We start from the raw sequence: 14,729 nt of genomic DNA on the forward strand, positions 1-14,729 counted from the left end.
GTTACAGACAACACCCACCTTCAATACCACCTACGTCATACCACCCCCTCTGGCTACACCCCCCACCCCGCTGAACCCCGTTGATCATGAGGTTGGCGGCAGTTGTTGATCTTCACGGTGCCGTCAAGCTCATGATCAACGGGGTTCAGCGGGGTGGGTTGGGGAAAAGGGGCGGGCCCGGCGCGGAGCGCCGGGCCCGGGGTGGGTTGGGTGGGTCAGGTGTCGCCGCCGGTTTCGCCTACGGGGGCGGCGTTGACGTCCTCGATGGCGTACTTCTTGGCGGCCTCGGCCGGTACGTGGGGCGGTACCGCTCCGCGTAGGGCGAGCTGGCGCAGGGTCGCGACCGTGACCGACTCGGCGTCGACGTGGAAGTGTCGGCGCAGGGCGTGGCGGGTGTCGGACAGGCCGAAGCCGTCCGTGCCCAGGGAGGTCCAGTCACCCGGTACCCAGCGGGAGATCAGGTCCGGCACCGCGCGCATCCAGTCGCTGACCGCGACCTTCGGGCCCTCGGTGTCGGCCAGCTTCTGCTGGATGTACGGCACCCGCTGCTCCGCGCCCGGGTGTACGAGGTTGTACTCCTCGCACTGGATGGCGTCGCGGCGCAGCTCGGTCCAGGAGGTCACCGACCAGACGTCCGCGGCCACCCCCCAGTCCTGGGCCAGCAGTTGCTGCGCCTTGAGCGCCCACTGCATGCCGGTACCGGAGGCCAGCAGGTTCGCCCGAGGGGCGTCCCCCTCCAGCGACGGGGCGGCCGAGTAGCGGTAGATGCCCTTGAGGATGCCCTCGACGTCCACCCCCTCCGGCTCGGCCGGCTGCTGGATCGGCTCGTTGTAGACGGTGAGGTAGTAGAAGATGTTCTCCTGCTGCTCGCCGTACATGCGGTGCAGGCCGTTCTCCATGATGTGCGCGATCTCGAACGCGAAGGCCGGATCGTACGCCACGACCGCCGGGTTGGTGGCCGCGAGCAGGTGGGAGTGGCCGTCCTCGTGTTGCAGGCCTTCACCGTTGAGGGTGGTGCGGCCGGCGGTGGCCCCGAGCACGAAACCGCGCACCATCTGGTCGGCGGCGGCCCAGAAGCCGTCACCGGTGCGCTGGAACCCGAACATCGAGTAGAAGATGTACATCGGGATCATCGGCTCGTCGTGGGTGGCGTACGAGGAGCCGGCGGCGGTGAAGGAGGCGACCGAACCGGCCTCGTTGATCCCCTCGTGCAGGATCTGCCCGACGGTGGACTCCTTGTACGACAGGAACAGCTCCCGGTCGACCGCGGTGTACCGCTGACCGTGCGGCGAGTAGATCTTCGCGGTCGGGAAGATCGAGTCCAGACCGAAGGTACGCGCCTCGTCCGGGATGATCGGCACCCAGCGCTTGCCGAACTGCTTGTCCTTCATCAGGTCCTTGAGCAGGCGGACGAAGGCCATCGTGGTGGCGACCTTCTGCTTGCCGGAACCGCGCTTGATGTCGGCGAACCGCTCGCTGCCCGGGATCGGCAGGGACTTGGCCTTGGTACGCCGCGAGGGCAGGTAGCCGCCGAGCTGCTGACGCCGCTCGTGCAGGTACTGCATCTCGGCGGACTTCTCCTCCGGACGGTAGTACGGCGGCAGGTAGGGGTTGTCCTCCAGCGCCGAGTCCGGGATGTCCAGGTAGAGCCGGTCGCGGAAGGTCTTCAGGTCCTCCAGCGTCAGCTTCTTCATCTGGTGGGTGGCGTTGCGGCCCTCGAAGTGCGAACCGAGGGTCCAGCCCTTGATCGTCTTGGCCAGGATCACGGTCGGCTGACCGGTGTGCTCCGTGGCCGCCTTGTAGGCCGCGTAGAGCTTGCGGTAGTCGTGCCCGCCCCGCTTGAGGTTCCAGATCTCGTCGTCGCTGAGACCCTCGACCATCTTGCGGGTACGCGGGTCACGGCCGAAGAAGTGCTCCCGCACGTACGCCCCGGACTCCGCCTTGTAGGTCTGGTAGTCACCGTCGGGAGTGGTGTTCATGAGGTTGACCAGCGCACCGTCGGTGTCGGCGGCGAGCAGTGGGTCCCACTCCCGGCCCCAGACCACCTTGATCACGTTCCAGCCGGCACCCCGGAAGAACGCCTCCAGCTCCTGCATCACCTTGCCGTTGCCCCGCACCGGCCCGTCCAGCCGCTGGAGGTTGCAGTTGATCACGAAGGTGAGGTTGTCCAGCTCCTCGCGGGCGGCCACCCCGATCGCGCCGAGGGTCTCCGGCTCGTCCATCTCACCGTCGCCGAGGAACGCCCAGACGTGCTGGTCCGAGGTGTCCTTGATGCCCCGGTGCTGTAGGTACCGGTTGAACCGGGCCTGGTAGATGGCGTTCAGCCCACCCAGACCCATGGACACCGTGGGGAACTCCCAGAAGTCCGGCATCAGCCGCGGGTGCGGGTACGACGGCAGGCCGCCGCCGGGGTGCGACAGCTCCTGCCGGAAGCCGTCTAGCTGGTTCTCGCTGAGCCGGCCCTCCAGGAACGCCCGGGCGTACATGCCGGGGGAGGCGTGACCCTGGTAGAAGATGTGGTCGCCGCCGCCCGGGTGGTTCTTGCCCCGGAAGAAGTGGTTGAAGCCCACCTCGTACAGCGAGGCGGAGCTGGCGAAGGTGGAGATGTGGCCGCCGACACCGATCTCCGGCCGCTGGGCGCGGTGCACCAGCATCGCCGCGTTCCACCGCACGTAGGCACGGATGCGCCGCTCGACGTGCTCGTCGCCGGGGAACCACGGTTCCCGCTCCGGCGGGATGGTGTTGATGTAGTCGGTGGTGGTCAGCGACGGCACCCCGACCTGGCGCTCACGAGCGCGCTCCAGCAGACGCAGCATCACGTAGCGGGCCCGCTTGGCGCCGCGCTCGTCGATGACACCGTCAAGCGACTCGACCCACTCGCTGGTCTCTTCGGGGTCGATGTCCGGAAGCTGGCTAGGCAGGCCGGCCGTGATCACCGGGCGCTTGCGTTCCGTAGCCACAGGCGTTCCCTCGGTTGTGTGTGGGATAGGTCTCTAGCGCCATCCTGCCCCGTCACGGCACGTGCCGTCACGTCCACCCGTGTCAAGGGCGACGCGCGACACAGGTACTCATCAGTAACGTCGTCGTTTCCGGACTTACCGCCTCCGAGCTGTGGCCCGAGCGGCTGACCAGCCGATCCGACCTGTTGGCGAAGATCATCGTCGGCGGGAGCGCCGGTCGGCCGATTGCGGCAGAATGCGAGACATGCGTAGTGAGGTGATCACCGTCCGGACCGGCTCCCGGCCCACCGTGCAGGACATCACCGTCGAGGCGGAACAGTTCGTCGCCGGACAGGGTGACGGGCTGCTGCACGTGTTCGTGCCGCACGCCACCGCCGGGCTGGCCATCATCGAGACCGGCGCCGGCTCGGACGACGACCTGCTCACCGCGCTGGACGCGGTGCTGCCCACGGACAACCGCTGGCGGCACCGGCACGGCTCCCCGGGCCACGGGCGCGATCACGTACTGCCCGCCTTCATCGCCCCGTACGCGACCCTGCCGGTGCTCGACGGTCGGCTGGCCCTGGGCACCTGGCAGTCGATCTGCCTGGTGGACACCAACGGCGACAACACCACCCGCCAGGTCCGGTTCTCCTTCCTACCGGGCTGAGGCATCCGTCGATCGGGTCGACCGGTGAACCCGAGCGGGGTTCGAGTGGGCGAGGTGTGCTCCGGTCGGTAATGCTGTCGGACGTGACCACCCCGCAGGATCTTGACGACCGACTCCGGGAGTCCCTGGCCGCGCTGACCGCGCCGCGGCACCGTACCGACCCGGCCCGACCGGTGGCCGAGGGCGCGACCTTGACCGGCGCCCAACTGCTGGAACTCTTCGACGCGCAGGTCACCAGCCGGCAGCTCGACCTGGCCGGGCGTTGGCTGCGCAGCTTCGGCGAGGGGTACCACACGATCAGCTCGGCGGGCCACGAGGGCAACGCCGCGGTCGCGGCCGCCCTGCGCCCCACCGACCCGGCGCTGCTGCACTACCGCTCGGGCGCCTTCTACTGCGTCCGCGCCGCCCAGGCCGCCGACCCCGCCGCCGGGTCCGTGTTGCTGACGGCCGACGACGACCCGGACGGTACGCCGACACCCCCGACCGCCCCCACCGACCCGGCCGACGGAGGCGACTCGGCCGACGGAGCCGATTCGCCCGATCCCACCGACCCGGGTGACCTGTCCGACTCAGCCGACCCGGGCCACCCGGCCGACTCGGCCGGAGATTCGCCGACAGTGCTGGACACCGACCCGACCGATGACGGGGGCGACGGTCGGGCTCGGTTGGCTGTGGTGCGGCGGCCGGTGGCGGCGGCGTACCTCGAGGCGGCGCGGGACGCCCTGCGGGGGATGGTGGCCTCCGGCCAGGATCCGATCGCCGGTGGCCGGCAGAAGGTCTTCGGCCGTGCCGACCTGGCCGTGGTGCCGACCACCTCCACGGCGGCCTCGCACCTGCCCCGGGCGGTGGGCATGGGGTTGGCGGTGGAGCGGCTGCGTCGACTGGACGCCCGAGGGGCCCCGGCGCAGGCCGACCCGAGTTTCCGGGTCTCCTGGGCGCCGGACGCGATCGTGGTCTGCTCCTTCGGCGACGCCGCGATCAACCATGCCAGCGCCACGGCCGCGTTCAACACCGCCGGCTGGTACGACCACACCGGCCTGCGGATTCCGGTGCTGTTCGTCTGCGAGGACAACGGCCTGGGCGGCAGCCTGCGATCCCCGCAGGGCTGGGTGGCGACCGCCCTGCGGTCCAAGCCGGGGATCCGCTACTTCGCCGCGGACGGTGCCGACCTGGTGGAGGCGTACCAGGCGGCGCGCGAGGCGGCGGCCTGGGTACGGCGACACCGCCGCCCGGCCGTGCTGCACCTGAGCACCGTCCGGCTGCTGGGCCACGTCGGGGCGGAGGCCGAGAGCGCGTACCGGGACGCCGAGGAGATCGCCGCCGACCTGGCCGCCGACCCGGTGGTCGCCACCGCGCGACGGCTGGTCGAGGCGGGCCTGGCCGGTGGCGGCGAACTGCTCGACCGGTACGACGAGATCGGCTGGCAGATCCGTCGGCTGGCCGAACAGGTGCTCGACGAGCCGAAACTGGGCAGCGCGGCCGAGGTGGTAGCCCCGCTGGCCCCACGCCGTCCGGTCCGGGTGACCCAGGCGGTGGCCGACGCGGGCCTGTACGCGGCCGGGCCGGGTGCCGGGGCCCGCCTGGAGGCCTTCGGCGGCAAGCCGCCGGAGCTGTCCGGCCCCCTGACCCTCGCGCAGAGCATCAACGCCGCCCTCACCGACGGGCTGCTGGCGTACCCCCAGATGGCCGTCTTCGGCGAGGACGTCGCCGCCAAGGGCGGACGGTACGGGGTGACCGGCCGGTTGCGTGACCGGTTCGGTCCGGCCCGGGTGTTCGACACCCTGCTGGACGAGACCTCGGTGCTCGGTCTGGGGCTCGGCGCGGGACTGGCCGGGCTGCTGCCGGTGCCGGAGATCCAGTATCTGGCGTACCTGCACAGCGCCGAGGACCAGGTCCGCGGCGAGGCGGCCACGATGGGGTTCTTCTCCCAGGGTGCGCTGCGTAACCCGATGGTGGTGCGGGTGGCCGGCCTGGCGTACCAGGAGGGCCTGGGCGGGCACTTCCACAACGACAACTCGGTGGCCTTCCTGCGGGACGTACCCGGACTGGTGGTCGCCGTGCCGGCCCGGCCGGACGACGCCGCGGCGATGCTGCGTACCTGCCTGGCCAGCGCGGTGGTGGACGGCAGCGTCTGCGTGTTCCTGGAGCCGATCGCCCTCTACCAGGCCCGCGACCTCTACGGCGACGGTGACGGTGAGTGGCTGGCCGGCTATGCCGAGCCGGGGACCTGGGCGGCCGGGCACGTCCCGGTCGGGCGGGCGCGGGTGTACGGCGTCGGCTCGGCCGAGGACCTCACCATCGTGACCTTCGGCAACGGCGTACGGATGGCTCTGCGGGTGGCCTCGGCCCTGGCGGACGAGGGCATCGGCAGCCGGGTGGTGGATCTGCGCTGGCTTGCCCCGCTGCCGGTGGCCGACCTGATCCGGGAGGCCGCCGCCACCGGGCGGGTGCTGGTGGTGGACGAGACCCGGCGCTCCGGCGGGGTCGGCGAAGGGGTGATCGCCGCGCTGGTCGACGCCGGATATGTCGGGGCCGTACGCCGAGTGGCGGCCGTTGACTCTTTCGTGCCTCTGGGTCCGGCTGCCCGGCAGGTCCTGGTCTCCGAGGAAGCAATCACCCAGGGTGCCCGTACGCTGCTGGCACGGTAAATTTCGTTCCACCCGGTGCGCCACTTGCGCGGGACGGCACAACTGTGTGGACTTGCCTGACGGCACCGACCGGGTGCCGTGAGCTTGGACGAGATGAGGAGGCACGCGACAGTGAGCGCGACCGCTGGTCAGGCTGCCGACGGGGTACGCAGCCTGGCGGACCGGTTCGGCATCGAACCGGGCATGGTCGTCATGGAGATGGGCTACGACGACGACGTCGACTCAGATCTCCGGGACGCCCTGACCGACCGTTGTGGAGAGCTGGTCGACGAGGACACCGATGAAGTGGTCGACGCGGTGCTCGTGTGGTACCGCGACGGTGACGGTGACCTGTTCGAGCTTCTCGTCGACGCCCTCGGCCCACTGGCCGACAACGGGGTCGTGTGGCTGCTGACGCCCAAGGCCGGCCGCGACGGCCACGTCGAGCCGAGCGAGATCGCCGAGTCCGCTCCCACCGCCGGCCTTCAGCAGACCTCGACGGTCAACGCCGGCAAGGACTGGAGCGGTGCCCGTCTCGTTCTGCGTCGCGGCGCAAAGGGCAAGAAGTAGTCTGCCGCAGAACGTGACAGGCTGTTGCCTCTAGACTCGATCCAAGGAGTTCACATGCCCATCGAGGTTGGCGCCGAGGCGCCCGACTTCGTCCTCAAGGACCAGAACAACCAGGAAGTCCGGCTCTCGGACTACCGGGGTCAGCGTACGGTCCTGCTGGTCTTCTACCCGCTGGCCTTCACCGGCGTGTGCCAGGGCGAGCTGTGCGAGGTGCGGGACAACCTCAACGAGTACGTCAGCGACGACGTCCAGGTGCTGACCGTGAGCGTCGACTCGGTCTACGCCCACAAGGTCTGGGCGGACCGGGAGGGCTACCAGTTCCCGCTGCTGGCCGACTTCTGGCCGCACGGCGCGGTCGCGCAGGCGTACGGGGTCTTCAACGACACCGCCGGTATCGCCAACCGGGGCACCTTCGTCATCGACAAGGCCGGTGTCGTCCGCTTCGCCGAGATGAACATGCCGGGCGAGCCGCGCGACCAGCAGGGCTGGCGCAAGGCTCTGGCGGAGGCCACCGCCTGACCCGATTCCCAACGGGTGCGACCGTCCGGCAGGGCCGGTGCGCGGCAGGGTAAGCTGCCAACCGCCGGTCCGCCGTACGGCGTTTCCGGGCGCGTAGCTCAGTGGGAGAGCACTCGCCTTACAAGCGAGGGGTCGCAGGTTCGAAACCTGCCGCGCCCACCATCAGCCACCAGCACCAACAACGGCCCGGAGATCAACCGGCCACCCAGCAGTAGACGCCGCCATCCGATTGAACGGCCTCGCGAGCCAGCCCCGCCACGCCGACCAGAATGCCGAGCGCGACATCTGCGTCGAGGTCCTCCCCGTCGCGGAGCCGCTCGGCTTGCCATGCCTCTGCAACGTTCCGTAAGCGGGGCAAGTCTGCCTGGACGAGGCGAGCCACCAACTCGTCCGACAATGCGAACACCGCGCTGCCGTCGTTGACCCATTCCGCCACCATGCGCGGGTCGTCGACCCTCGCCTCAGGCTCGCGCAGGCGGCCGGTCAACAGGTTCTCCCAGGTCACGATCGCGTCGTCGGCATCGAAGAAGGAGCCGGACACGGTCTTCACGCCTCGCTTCGGACCTCGGGCGTGGGCAGCCCTGGCCTCCTCGTCGTTGGGCGCCCTGAAGAACTCGATGTGCTCGCTCATCCGCGTATTGTTGCCTCCCCGCAACGACTGCATACCCGCCCACATGCCCATCACAGGTCAGGACTCGCCGTCCGGAGAATGGCGACGAGGTCGTTGACGGTTCGTCGCGCGTCGAGACAGCAACGGCGGTTACGGCCGCGGTACGGCTGTTTCCTGCCAGCGGTAGAGGTCGCGCAGCAGGGCGATCTCGGCACCGTGATGAATCAGCTCCCTGTTGACGTGCAGGATTCGGTTCGCCATGGGGAACCGTTCGGGACCCACCGTGGGTGGATTGTCCAGGTCGGCGTCCGAGAGGCCGCGGACTCCCGCGTTCCATCTTTCGTACATCTCATCGAGTTGTTTCAGCGCCTCGTCGGCGGTCCCCGCGTAGGCGAATGTCTCGGAGTCGACGTCCTGGCCGCCGAAGTACCATCCGACCCGATAGCCCAGGCACGAGACGATGATGTGCGCCAGCCGCCAGGCAATCGTGGTCACCGGTGCCGGCACCGGGCCAGGGGACACGTGGTCCATCGTCCATTGCCCCGTACCTTCGGACAACGGTGCGGCCGACGTGCTCCGTGGGCGGATACTCCAGCAGCCGGGCACCGGCTCCCAGAAGTACTCCTCGTCGGTGAGACCCTCCAGCCGTGGCCGTAGGTTCTTGTGCCAGTACCAGTCCAACTGCTCCGAGAGCTGCTCGCTTCTTGTCACTTCCGCACCCTACGTACAACGGGAACCTGGCTGGGGCCATCGTCTGCCGCGTGCCCGATCCGTACCCGATGTAGGCGGCCGGGGGCGCCCTCACCGTTACGGCGAAACGGCGGAATCCAGGCGAGCCGGAAACCGCCATTACGGCGTAACGGAGTCGATCTTCACCGATGGTGCAGATCGACTGCTCACACCGCTCGATCCAGCGTGGGCCGGGTGGCTGTCACCGGCCGAGTCGTCGCCCTCTTCGCGTCGGCAGGTGAGTCACTGCCGCGTGTGCCAGGATGCCGACCGCGCTTCCGACCAGCAGGCCGATCAGTGTCGCCCACTGCGCCCCGATGCCGGCTTGGAGCAGTGCGTTGATGCCCAGGTCGGCAGACACCCCGGCCGCTGTGCCGGCCCCGAGGGCCCACCACCGATGCCGTACGCCCGCGACGTGCAGTTCAAGGTAGGGCGGCAGGATCGCGATGAGCACGACCAGCAGCGGGGTCGAGGGAATCAACAGGATGAGGGCCGTGCCGGAGATCGCCCCGATGACGAGAGCCGGCAGGCCGAGACCGATCGCATGGTCCAGGTCAACGGGCAGGTGGCTCATGTCCGGCTGGCGTCGCCAGAGCCGCCGCCATCTGTCGGTGAAGGCCCGCTCGGGTGCCGGTGGGATCGGTGCGGCGGGCGGAGAAGCGCCGCCAGGGCCGGCTGTGCCGTCGGGAGCGGAGGACGCGGCCGGCGAAGCCATGACAGCAATTGTGGCCCGTCCTGGCCATCAGCAGACGGTGGCGGCGGTGAGGAAGAAGGTGACCGCGTAGGTGAACCGGTGCGAGTTGACGGCCTCGTCGAACTGGTCTTCGAAGGTGCGGGCTTCGCTGGGGTCGAGGGCGCCGCGTTGCGCTGCTGTGGCGGCCCAGCTGCGCAGGCCGAGGACGTTGTCGACGGCGGTCGGGTCTCTGACGACAAGCGTTCGGGGTTCGACGGTGATGTCGACCAGGCCGTGTGCGGCGAGCAGGCCGGCGTGTTGGTGTGCCAGGGTGCCGTTGCGGAGGAGGACATCGGCCCGGAACCTCAGCACGCGCCGGGCCAGATCCTGATCGGCGATGTCGAGCACCTGGGTGTCGTAGTCGGGGTCGGCCAGGACGATGCGACCACCCGGTCGTACGACCCTGACGAGGTCGGTGATCGCGGCCCGGGGATCGGCGAGATGTTGCACGGTGCGATCGGCCCATGCCCCGTCGAAAGAGTCGGTGCGAAAGGGCAGGTGATGGGCGTCCGCGACGGCGCACCGGGTGAGGCCCCGGGCCCGCATGGCAGCAGCCATGGTCAACGAACGATCCACGGTTGCCACGCTGACATCGTGTGCCTCTCGCAGGTGGGCTGCGCTTGCTCCGGTCCCGGCGCCGACTTCGAGGTAGCGACGGCCGGGAGTCGGATGGAGCAGCTCGCGGAGCCGCTGCTGGTACGCCCGGTAGAAGGGCTCCTCGGCGAGACGGTCGAGTACCCCGACCCACGAGGCCGGGTCCGGCTGGCAGTCGACGTCGGTGAACCCGTGCACGATCGGCAGCCTATTGCGGTAGCGCCGCCGCCGGCCGCGCCATGCTCGACCGTGGGGCACCGGAGGGGCGGGGTCAGCGGGGGGAGAGCATGCAGAACTCGTTGCCCTCCGGGTCGGCGAGGACCTTCCAGGGGACATCGCCGTCCAGGTCGATGGCGGTGGCACCGAGCGCCTGAAGCCTGGCCGCCTCGGCCGCCAGGTCGTCACCGGGGTACGGGCGGACGTCGAGGTGGACGCGATTCCACCCCGTCTTCACGTCGGGGGTACGGACAAACCGCAGGTAGGGGCCGACGCCCTTGGCGGAGCGCAGCACCGCGTGGTCGTCGGTGACCTCGTGCACGGTCCAGTCCATGGCGTTGCCCCAGAAGTCGACCATGGCTCGGGGGTCTGTGCAGTCGGCCACTATCGCCGCGATCGGTCCGGTGTCCCGGGGCGAGGTGCGCCAGTCCAGCACGCAGAACTCGTTGCCCTCCGGGTCGGCCATGACCGTCCACGGCACGTCGCCCTGGCCGATGTCGGCGGGGGACGCCCCGAGTTCCGTCAGTCGGGCGATCAGTTCCGCATGATGGGCCGCCGAGGTGGTGGCGAGGTCGACATGCACGCGGTTCTTCACCGTCTTGGGGTCGTCCGGGTAGGCGACGAGGTCGATGCAGACGGCAGCGGGGTCGGGGTAGTTCAGGTCCTCCGGTTCGAGGTTGGTCACCCTCGGCCCCTCGCTGGAGATTCCCCACCCGAGCACCTGCGCCCAGAAGTGGCCCAGCGCCTCGTCGTCCAGAGCCTTCATATTGATCTGCACCAACCGAGTCGCCATGCCCCCGATGCTAGTTCCCACCACCGACAAGAGCACCCCCACCGCGCACCGGGTCTGTCGTGGTGGCAACTTCCGGGATGTTGCTGCCTCGGCACCCGGGTCGGGCAGCAACATCCCGGAAGTTGCCGGGCGGGCGAGGCGAGGGCGAGGGCGAGGGCGGCGGTCATCGGGTGTAGTGCAGGAGGACGACGCCGCGACCGGCGGGGGTGGTGTCCACCAGGGTCAGGTGTTGTGGCGTGAAGGGGTGGTCGACCAGGGGGATGCCGCTGCCGGCGACGACGGGGTTGACCTTGACCAGCCATTCGTCCACTTCGGAGACGAGTTGACCGGCGAGCTGGCCCCCGCCGCAGAGCCAGATGTCGGCGCCGGGACGGCCCTTGAGGTCGCGGACGAAGGTCACCGGATCGCCGGAGACGATCTCCACCGCCGGGTCGTCGGAGGGAGGTAGCGAGCGGGCGAAGACGTACTGCTTGAGGTGGGCGTACGGGCTGGTGACGCCGAGGCGCAGGGCGGGCTCGTAGGTGGCCCGGCCCATCAGGACCGTGTCGAACCGGCCCTGCGGGCGGTCGATGCCGAGCTGCTGGTGAGCGAAGGTCGGGAAGGTCTGCGGCCACCGCTTCACCAGGGGGCCTGCCGGGTCGGGCTGCAGGTCGAAGAAGTCGTACGACCCGTCGGGGGCGGCGATGAAACCGTCGATGGTGCTGGCCACGTAGTAGACGAGCTTGCGCAAGGGGTACTCCAATCACTACGGATGTTGTGGTTGTGTCAACGTACAACAGATGTTGTGGTTGCTGTTAGGGTTTTCCGGTGGCACGCAACCTGGAGCGGCGGGCGGCCCTGGCGGACGCCGGGCTGCGGGTGCTGGCCGCGCACGGGGCCCGAGGGCTGACCCACCGGGCCGTGGATGCCGAGGCGGGGGTGCCGACCGGCACCGCCGTCAACTACTTCCGCTCCCGGGACGCCCTGCTCGGGGCCCTCGGGGAGCGGATCTTCGAGCGGTTCGCCCCGGACGACACCGTCGTGGCCGAACTGGCCGCCCGCCCGCCCTCCTCGGCCCTGCTAGCGGACTATGTCCGGTACATCGTCGAGCGGACCACCCGGCATCCGGAACTCACCCGTGCCCTGATCGAACTACGCCTGGAGTCGGTCCGCCGCCCCGACCTGGCCCGCATCCTCGGCGACACCCTGCGCCGGGGCTACCGCGCCGACGTCGCGTACCACCTGGCGGCCGGCCTGCCCGGCGGCGCGTTCGAGGTGGCCCTGCTGCGCTACGCCGTGGACGGGCTCCTGCTCGACCTGCTCACCACCTCGATCGACACCGGATTCGACCCGGATGAGGTCGTCGCCGCCCTGGTGTCCCGCCTGGCCGGGGGAGTCCCGCCCGGAGGCTGAACCAGCCACCCCGGCCGGAGGCGATGACTGTTCGGCGGTGCAGCGGGGAAACCTCGATCCGACGCACCTGGGGAGGAGCGACGGATGACGCGTGGCGGACTGACCATCGGCGTGCTCGGCTCATACGGCGGCCGCAACCTCGGCGACGAGGCCATCCTCACCGGCCTGCTGACCGACCTGCGTCAGCAGGAGCCCAACGCTCGGATCATCGTCTTCTCGCGCGATCCCGCACACACCAAGGTCGCCCACCCCTATGTGGAGGCCGTGCCCTGGGAAGGGGTCAGCCGCACCGACTCCGCCCTCGTACTGTCCCAGCTAGACCTGCTCATTCTCGGCGGTGGCGGGATCCTCTACGACAAGGAGGCCCGCCGGTACCTGCGGGTCGTCCGGGTAGCGCAGGAACGAGGATTGCCGGTGCTGACCTACGCGGTGGGGGTCGGGCCCCTGAGCGACATCGTGGACACCGGCATGGTGCGCGAGACCCTGGCCGGGGCCACCCAGGTGACCGTACGCGACCAGGAATCGCGGATGGTGCTGGAAGAGGCCGGGCTGCTCAACCCGATCACCGTCACCGCCGACCCGGCGTTCCTGCTGCAACCGGAGGAGTTCCCGGCGGAACTGCTGCGCGAGGAAGGGGTACCGGCCGGCAAGCGGCTGGTCGGGATGAGTGTGCGGGAGCCGGGCCGGGCCGCGGAACGACTGGACGTGGACGGCTACCACCGCCTGCTCGCCCAGATCGGTGACTTTCTGGTGCACCGCATCGACGCGCACGTGTTGTTCGTGCCGATGGAACGCGACGACATCCGGCACTCCCACGGGGTGCTGTCGCACATGATCGCCGCCGAGCGGGGCCGGATCCTGCACGGCACCTACAGCCCGCAGCAGGTGGTCGGCCTGATGCGCCATCTGGACCTGGCGGTCGGGATGCGGCTGCACTTCCTGATCTTCGCCGCGACGATGGGTACGCCGTTCCTCCCCCTGCCGTACGCCGGCAAGGTCTTCGACCTGGCCCAGCGACTGGGGGTGCCGGCCCTGCGCGGGGTGGAGCGGGAGGTGGAGGGCCCGCTGCTGGCCGAGGTCGACCAACTGTGGGACGAACGTGAACAGCGCGCCGAGACCACCGCCCAGCGGGTGGCCCGGGTCTGCGACGAGGCCCGGGGTACCTCTCAGGTGACCCGGGCGGTGCTGGACAGCCTGCGCCACCGCTCCCTGGTCAAGGTCGACGCCTGAGCCGCCCTCGCGTGGGCCGCTCCTGACGGGGGCGTGGTCAGACGGCCGGGCCGCGCCAGCGGTAACACCACTGCCCGGCCTCGGCATCGACCATTTCGAGCTCGTAGATGTCCGCCTCGGCCAGGCCGCCCGACCCCAGGTGATGGTGGGTCAACGGGGGCCGGTTGTTCGGATCCAACTCGACGGTGACGTGCTGGCCGTCTGCCGAACCGCCCACCAGTGGGATCTCAACCGTTGCTGCCATGCGCCCATCCTGCCCCGTACGCCGCCTCGCCGCAGCGGATACACCTCGGCGCACGGCTCGCTCGTTGGCCGGCCGAGGCCGGGGATAGCGTGTCGACATGACGGAGATCCCGATCGACCCGACCCTCGGCCCCGTGGTGAACCGGACCGCCGGGGAACGGGAGATCCTCGAATCCTTCCTGGATTTCCACCGGGCGGTCCTGCTGCGCAAGGTCCAGGGGCTTGCCGACGCTGACGCGGCCCGCCGGCTGCTGCCCTCGGCGACCACCCTCGCCGGGCTGGTCAAACACCTGGCCGAGATCGAGTACAACTGGTTCCACATCCTGCTGGAACCCTCCCCGGGGGAGACCTTCCCGACCACCGAGGAGTCCGCGCTGGCCAGCTTCACCCTCGCCGAGGACGACACCGTGGAGCGCCTGGCCGCCGACTACCAACAGGTCTGTGCGCGGTCCCGGGAGATCGTGGCGCGCTACGACCTCGATCATGTCGTGCCACATCCGCAGCTCGGCGAGGTGTCGGTGCGCTGGATTCTGGTGCACCTGATCGAGGAGACCGCCCGACACGTCGGGCACGCCGACATCCTCCGGGAACTCACCGACGGCGCCACCGGCGCACTCTGACGGACGTGCCCTTGGACGTCTTCACCGGCGTGCCCCGCAGACAGCCCATCGGACGTGGCCGCTGGCACGCCGGCAGGCCCGTGTTCGCTGTCGCGCCATCGGGACCGGGTCGCGCCGGTAGGCAGTTCATGATCGCGCTCGATGTAGGTTCAAGTGGCCTTGTAAGCGCGGATAGGCACTCGATCCCGGATCGAGCGCGATCATGCAATCCCGCTCGCGGCAACGGCGTGGCCAGGGGGCACGG

General features: G+C 69.8%; 15 protein-coding genes and 1 tRNA gene. 8 read left to right on the plus strand and 8 right to left on the minus strand.

The genetic code is table 11. The features are described 5' to 3' along the window. Positions 1 to 215: 215 nt before the first annotated feature. Positions 216 to 2,960 (minus strand): pyruvate dehydrogenase (acetyl-transferring), homodimeric type, encoded by a 2,745-nt coding sequence (aceE, locus tag ACGFIK_RS25315; protein WP_327024646.1) that lies wholly within the window; start codon positions 2,958 to 2,960, stop codon positions 216 to 218. Positions 2,961 to 3,204: 244 nt separating this feature from the next. Between aceE and ACGFIK_RS25320 the strand changes: the two genes are divergently transcribed. The 5 genes from ACGFIK_RS25320 (at position 3,205) to ACGFIK_RS25340 (ending at position 7,487) form a co-directional block, all read left to right on the plus strand. Continuing rightward, positions 3,205 to 3,609 (plus strand): secondary thiamine-phosphate synthase enzyme YjbQ, encoded by a 405-nt coding sequence (locus ACGFIK_RS25320; RefSeq protein WP_327024647.1) that lies wholly within the window; start codon positions 3,205 to 3,207, stop codon positions 3,607 to 3,609. 71 nt (positions 3,610 to 3,680) lie between these two features. Then, positions 3,681 to 6,257, plus strand: a complete 2,577-nt coding sequence (locus ACGFIK_RS25325) for a transketolase C-terminal domain-containing protein (protein ID WP_327024648.1) — start codon at positions 3,681 to 3,683, stop codon at positions 6,255 to 6,257. 111 nt (positions 6,258 to 6,368) lie between these two features. Further along, positions 6,369 to 6,806 carry a DUF3052 domain-containing protein gene (locus ACGFIK_RS25330; protein WP_327024649.1) on the plus strand — a complete coding sequence of 146 codons (438 nt, stop codon included), beginning with the start codon at positions 6,369 to 6,371 and terminating at the stop codon, positions 6,804 to 6,806. A gap of 54 nt (positions 6,807 to 6,860) precedes the next feature. Beyond that, positions 6,861 to 7,325, plus strand: coding sequence for a peroxiredoxin (locus tag ACGFIK_RS25335; protein WP_393341633.1), 465 nt, complete (start codon positions 6,861 to 6,863; stop codon positions 7,323 to 7,325). 87 nt (positions 7,326 to 7,412) lie between these two features. Then, positions 7,413 to 7,487, plus strand: a tRNA-Val gene (locus ACGFIK_RS25340). Between the two features lie 31 nt (positions 7,488 to 7,518). Here ACGFIK_RS25340 and ACGFIK_RS25345 read toward each other — a convergent pair. The 6 genes from ACGFIK_RS25345 to ACGFIK_RS25370 form a co-directional block, all read right to left on the minus strand. Continuing rightward, a complete protein-coding gene (locus ACGFIK_RS25345) occupies positions 7,519 to 7,956 on the minus strand; it encodes a hypothetical protein (RefSeq protein ID WP_393341636.1) in 438 nt (145 codons plus the stop codon). A gap of 129 nt (positions 7,957 to 8,085) precedes the next feature. Next, positions 8,086 to 8,646 (minus strand): DinB family protein, encoded by a 561-nt coding sequence (locus ACGFIK_RS25350; protein ID WP_393341638.1) that lies wholly within the window; start codon positions 8,644 to 8,646, stop codon positions 8,086 to 8,088. Between the two features lie 220 nt (positions 8,647 to 8,866). Then, on the minus strand, positions 8,867 to 9,379 hold the full coding sequence (locus tag ACGFIK_RS25355) for a hypothetical protein (RefSeq protein ID WP_393341641.1): 513 nt from the start codon (positions 9,377 to 9,379) through the stop codon (positions 8,867 to 8,869). A gap of 27 nt (positions 9,380 to 9,406) precedes the next feature. Next, a complete protein-coding gene (locus ACGFIK_RS25360) occupies positions 9,407 to 10,189 on the minus strand; it encodes a methyltransferase domain-containing protein (protein WP_393341643.1) in 783 nt (260 codons plus the stop codon). A gap of 73 nt (positions 10,190 to 10,262) precedes the next feature. Then, positions 10,263 to 11,000 (minus strand): VOC family protein, encoded by a 738-nt coding sequence (locus ACGFIK_RS25365; protein ID WP_393341646.1) that lies wholly within the window; start codon positions 10,998 to 11,000, stop codon positions 10,263 to 10,265. Between the two features lie 163 nt (positions 11,001 to 11,163). Beyond that, on the minus strand, positions 11,164 to 11,730 hold the full coding sequence (locus tag ACGFIK_RS25370; RefSeq protein WP_393341649.1) for a dihydrofolate reductase family protein: 567 nt from the start codon (positions 11,728 to 11,730) through the stop codon (positions 11,164 to 11,166). Positions 11,731 to 11,807: 77 nt separating this feature from the next. Here ACGFIK_RS25370 and ACGFIK_RS25375 point away from each other — a divergent pair, with 77 nt between their 5' ends. After that, positions 11,808 to 12,392 (plus strand): TetR family transcriptional regulator, encoded by a 585-nt coding sequence (locus ACGFIK_RS25375; protein WP_327024654.1) that lies wholly within the window; start codon positions 11,808 to 11,810, stop codon positions 12,390 to 12,392. A gap of 84 nt (positions 12,393 to 12,476) precedes the next feature. Continuing rightward, entirely contained in the window at positions 12,477 to 13,622 is a 1,146-nt protein-coding gene (locus tag ACGFIK_RS25380) for a polysaccharide pyruvyl transferase family protein (protein ID WP_327024655.1), read from the plus strand. A gap of 37 nt (positions 13,623 to 13,659) precedes the next feature. On the opposite strand, the gene ACGFIK_RS25385 is transcribed toward ACGFIK_RS25380, so the two are convergent. Further along, positions 13,660 to 13,866 (minus strand): hypothetical protein, encoded by a 207-nt coding sequence (locus ACGFIK_RS25385; RefSeq protein WP_327024656.1) that lies wholly within the window; start codon positions 13,864 to 13,866, stop codon positions 13,660 to 13,662. 97 nt (positions 13,867 to 13,963) lie between these two features. Between ACGFIK_RS25385 and ACGFIK_RS25390 the strand changes: the two genes are divergently transcribed. Continuing rightward, positions 13,964 to 14,485, plus strand: coding sequence for a DinB family protein (locus ACGFIK_RS25390; RefSeq protein WP_357531392.1), 522 nt, complete (start codon positions 13,964 to 13,966; stop codon positions 14,483 to 14,485). Positions 14,486 to 14,729: the final 244 nt, after the last annotated feature.

Source organism: Micromonospora sp. NPDC048871 (assembly GCF_043198155.1).
Taxonomy (GTDB): Bacteria; Actinomycetota; Actinomycetes; order Mycobacteriales; family Micromonosporaceae; genus Micromonospora.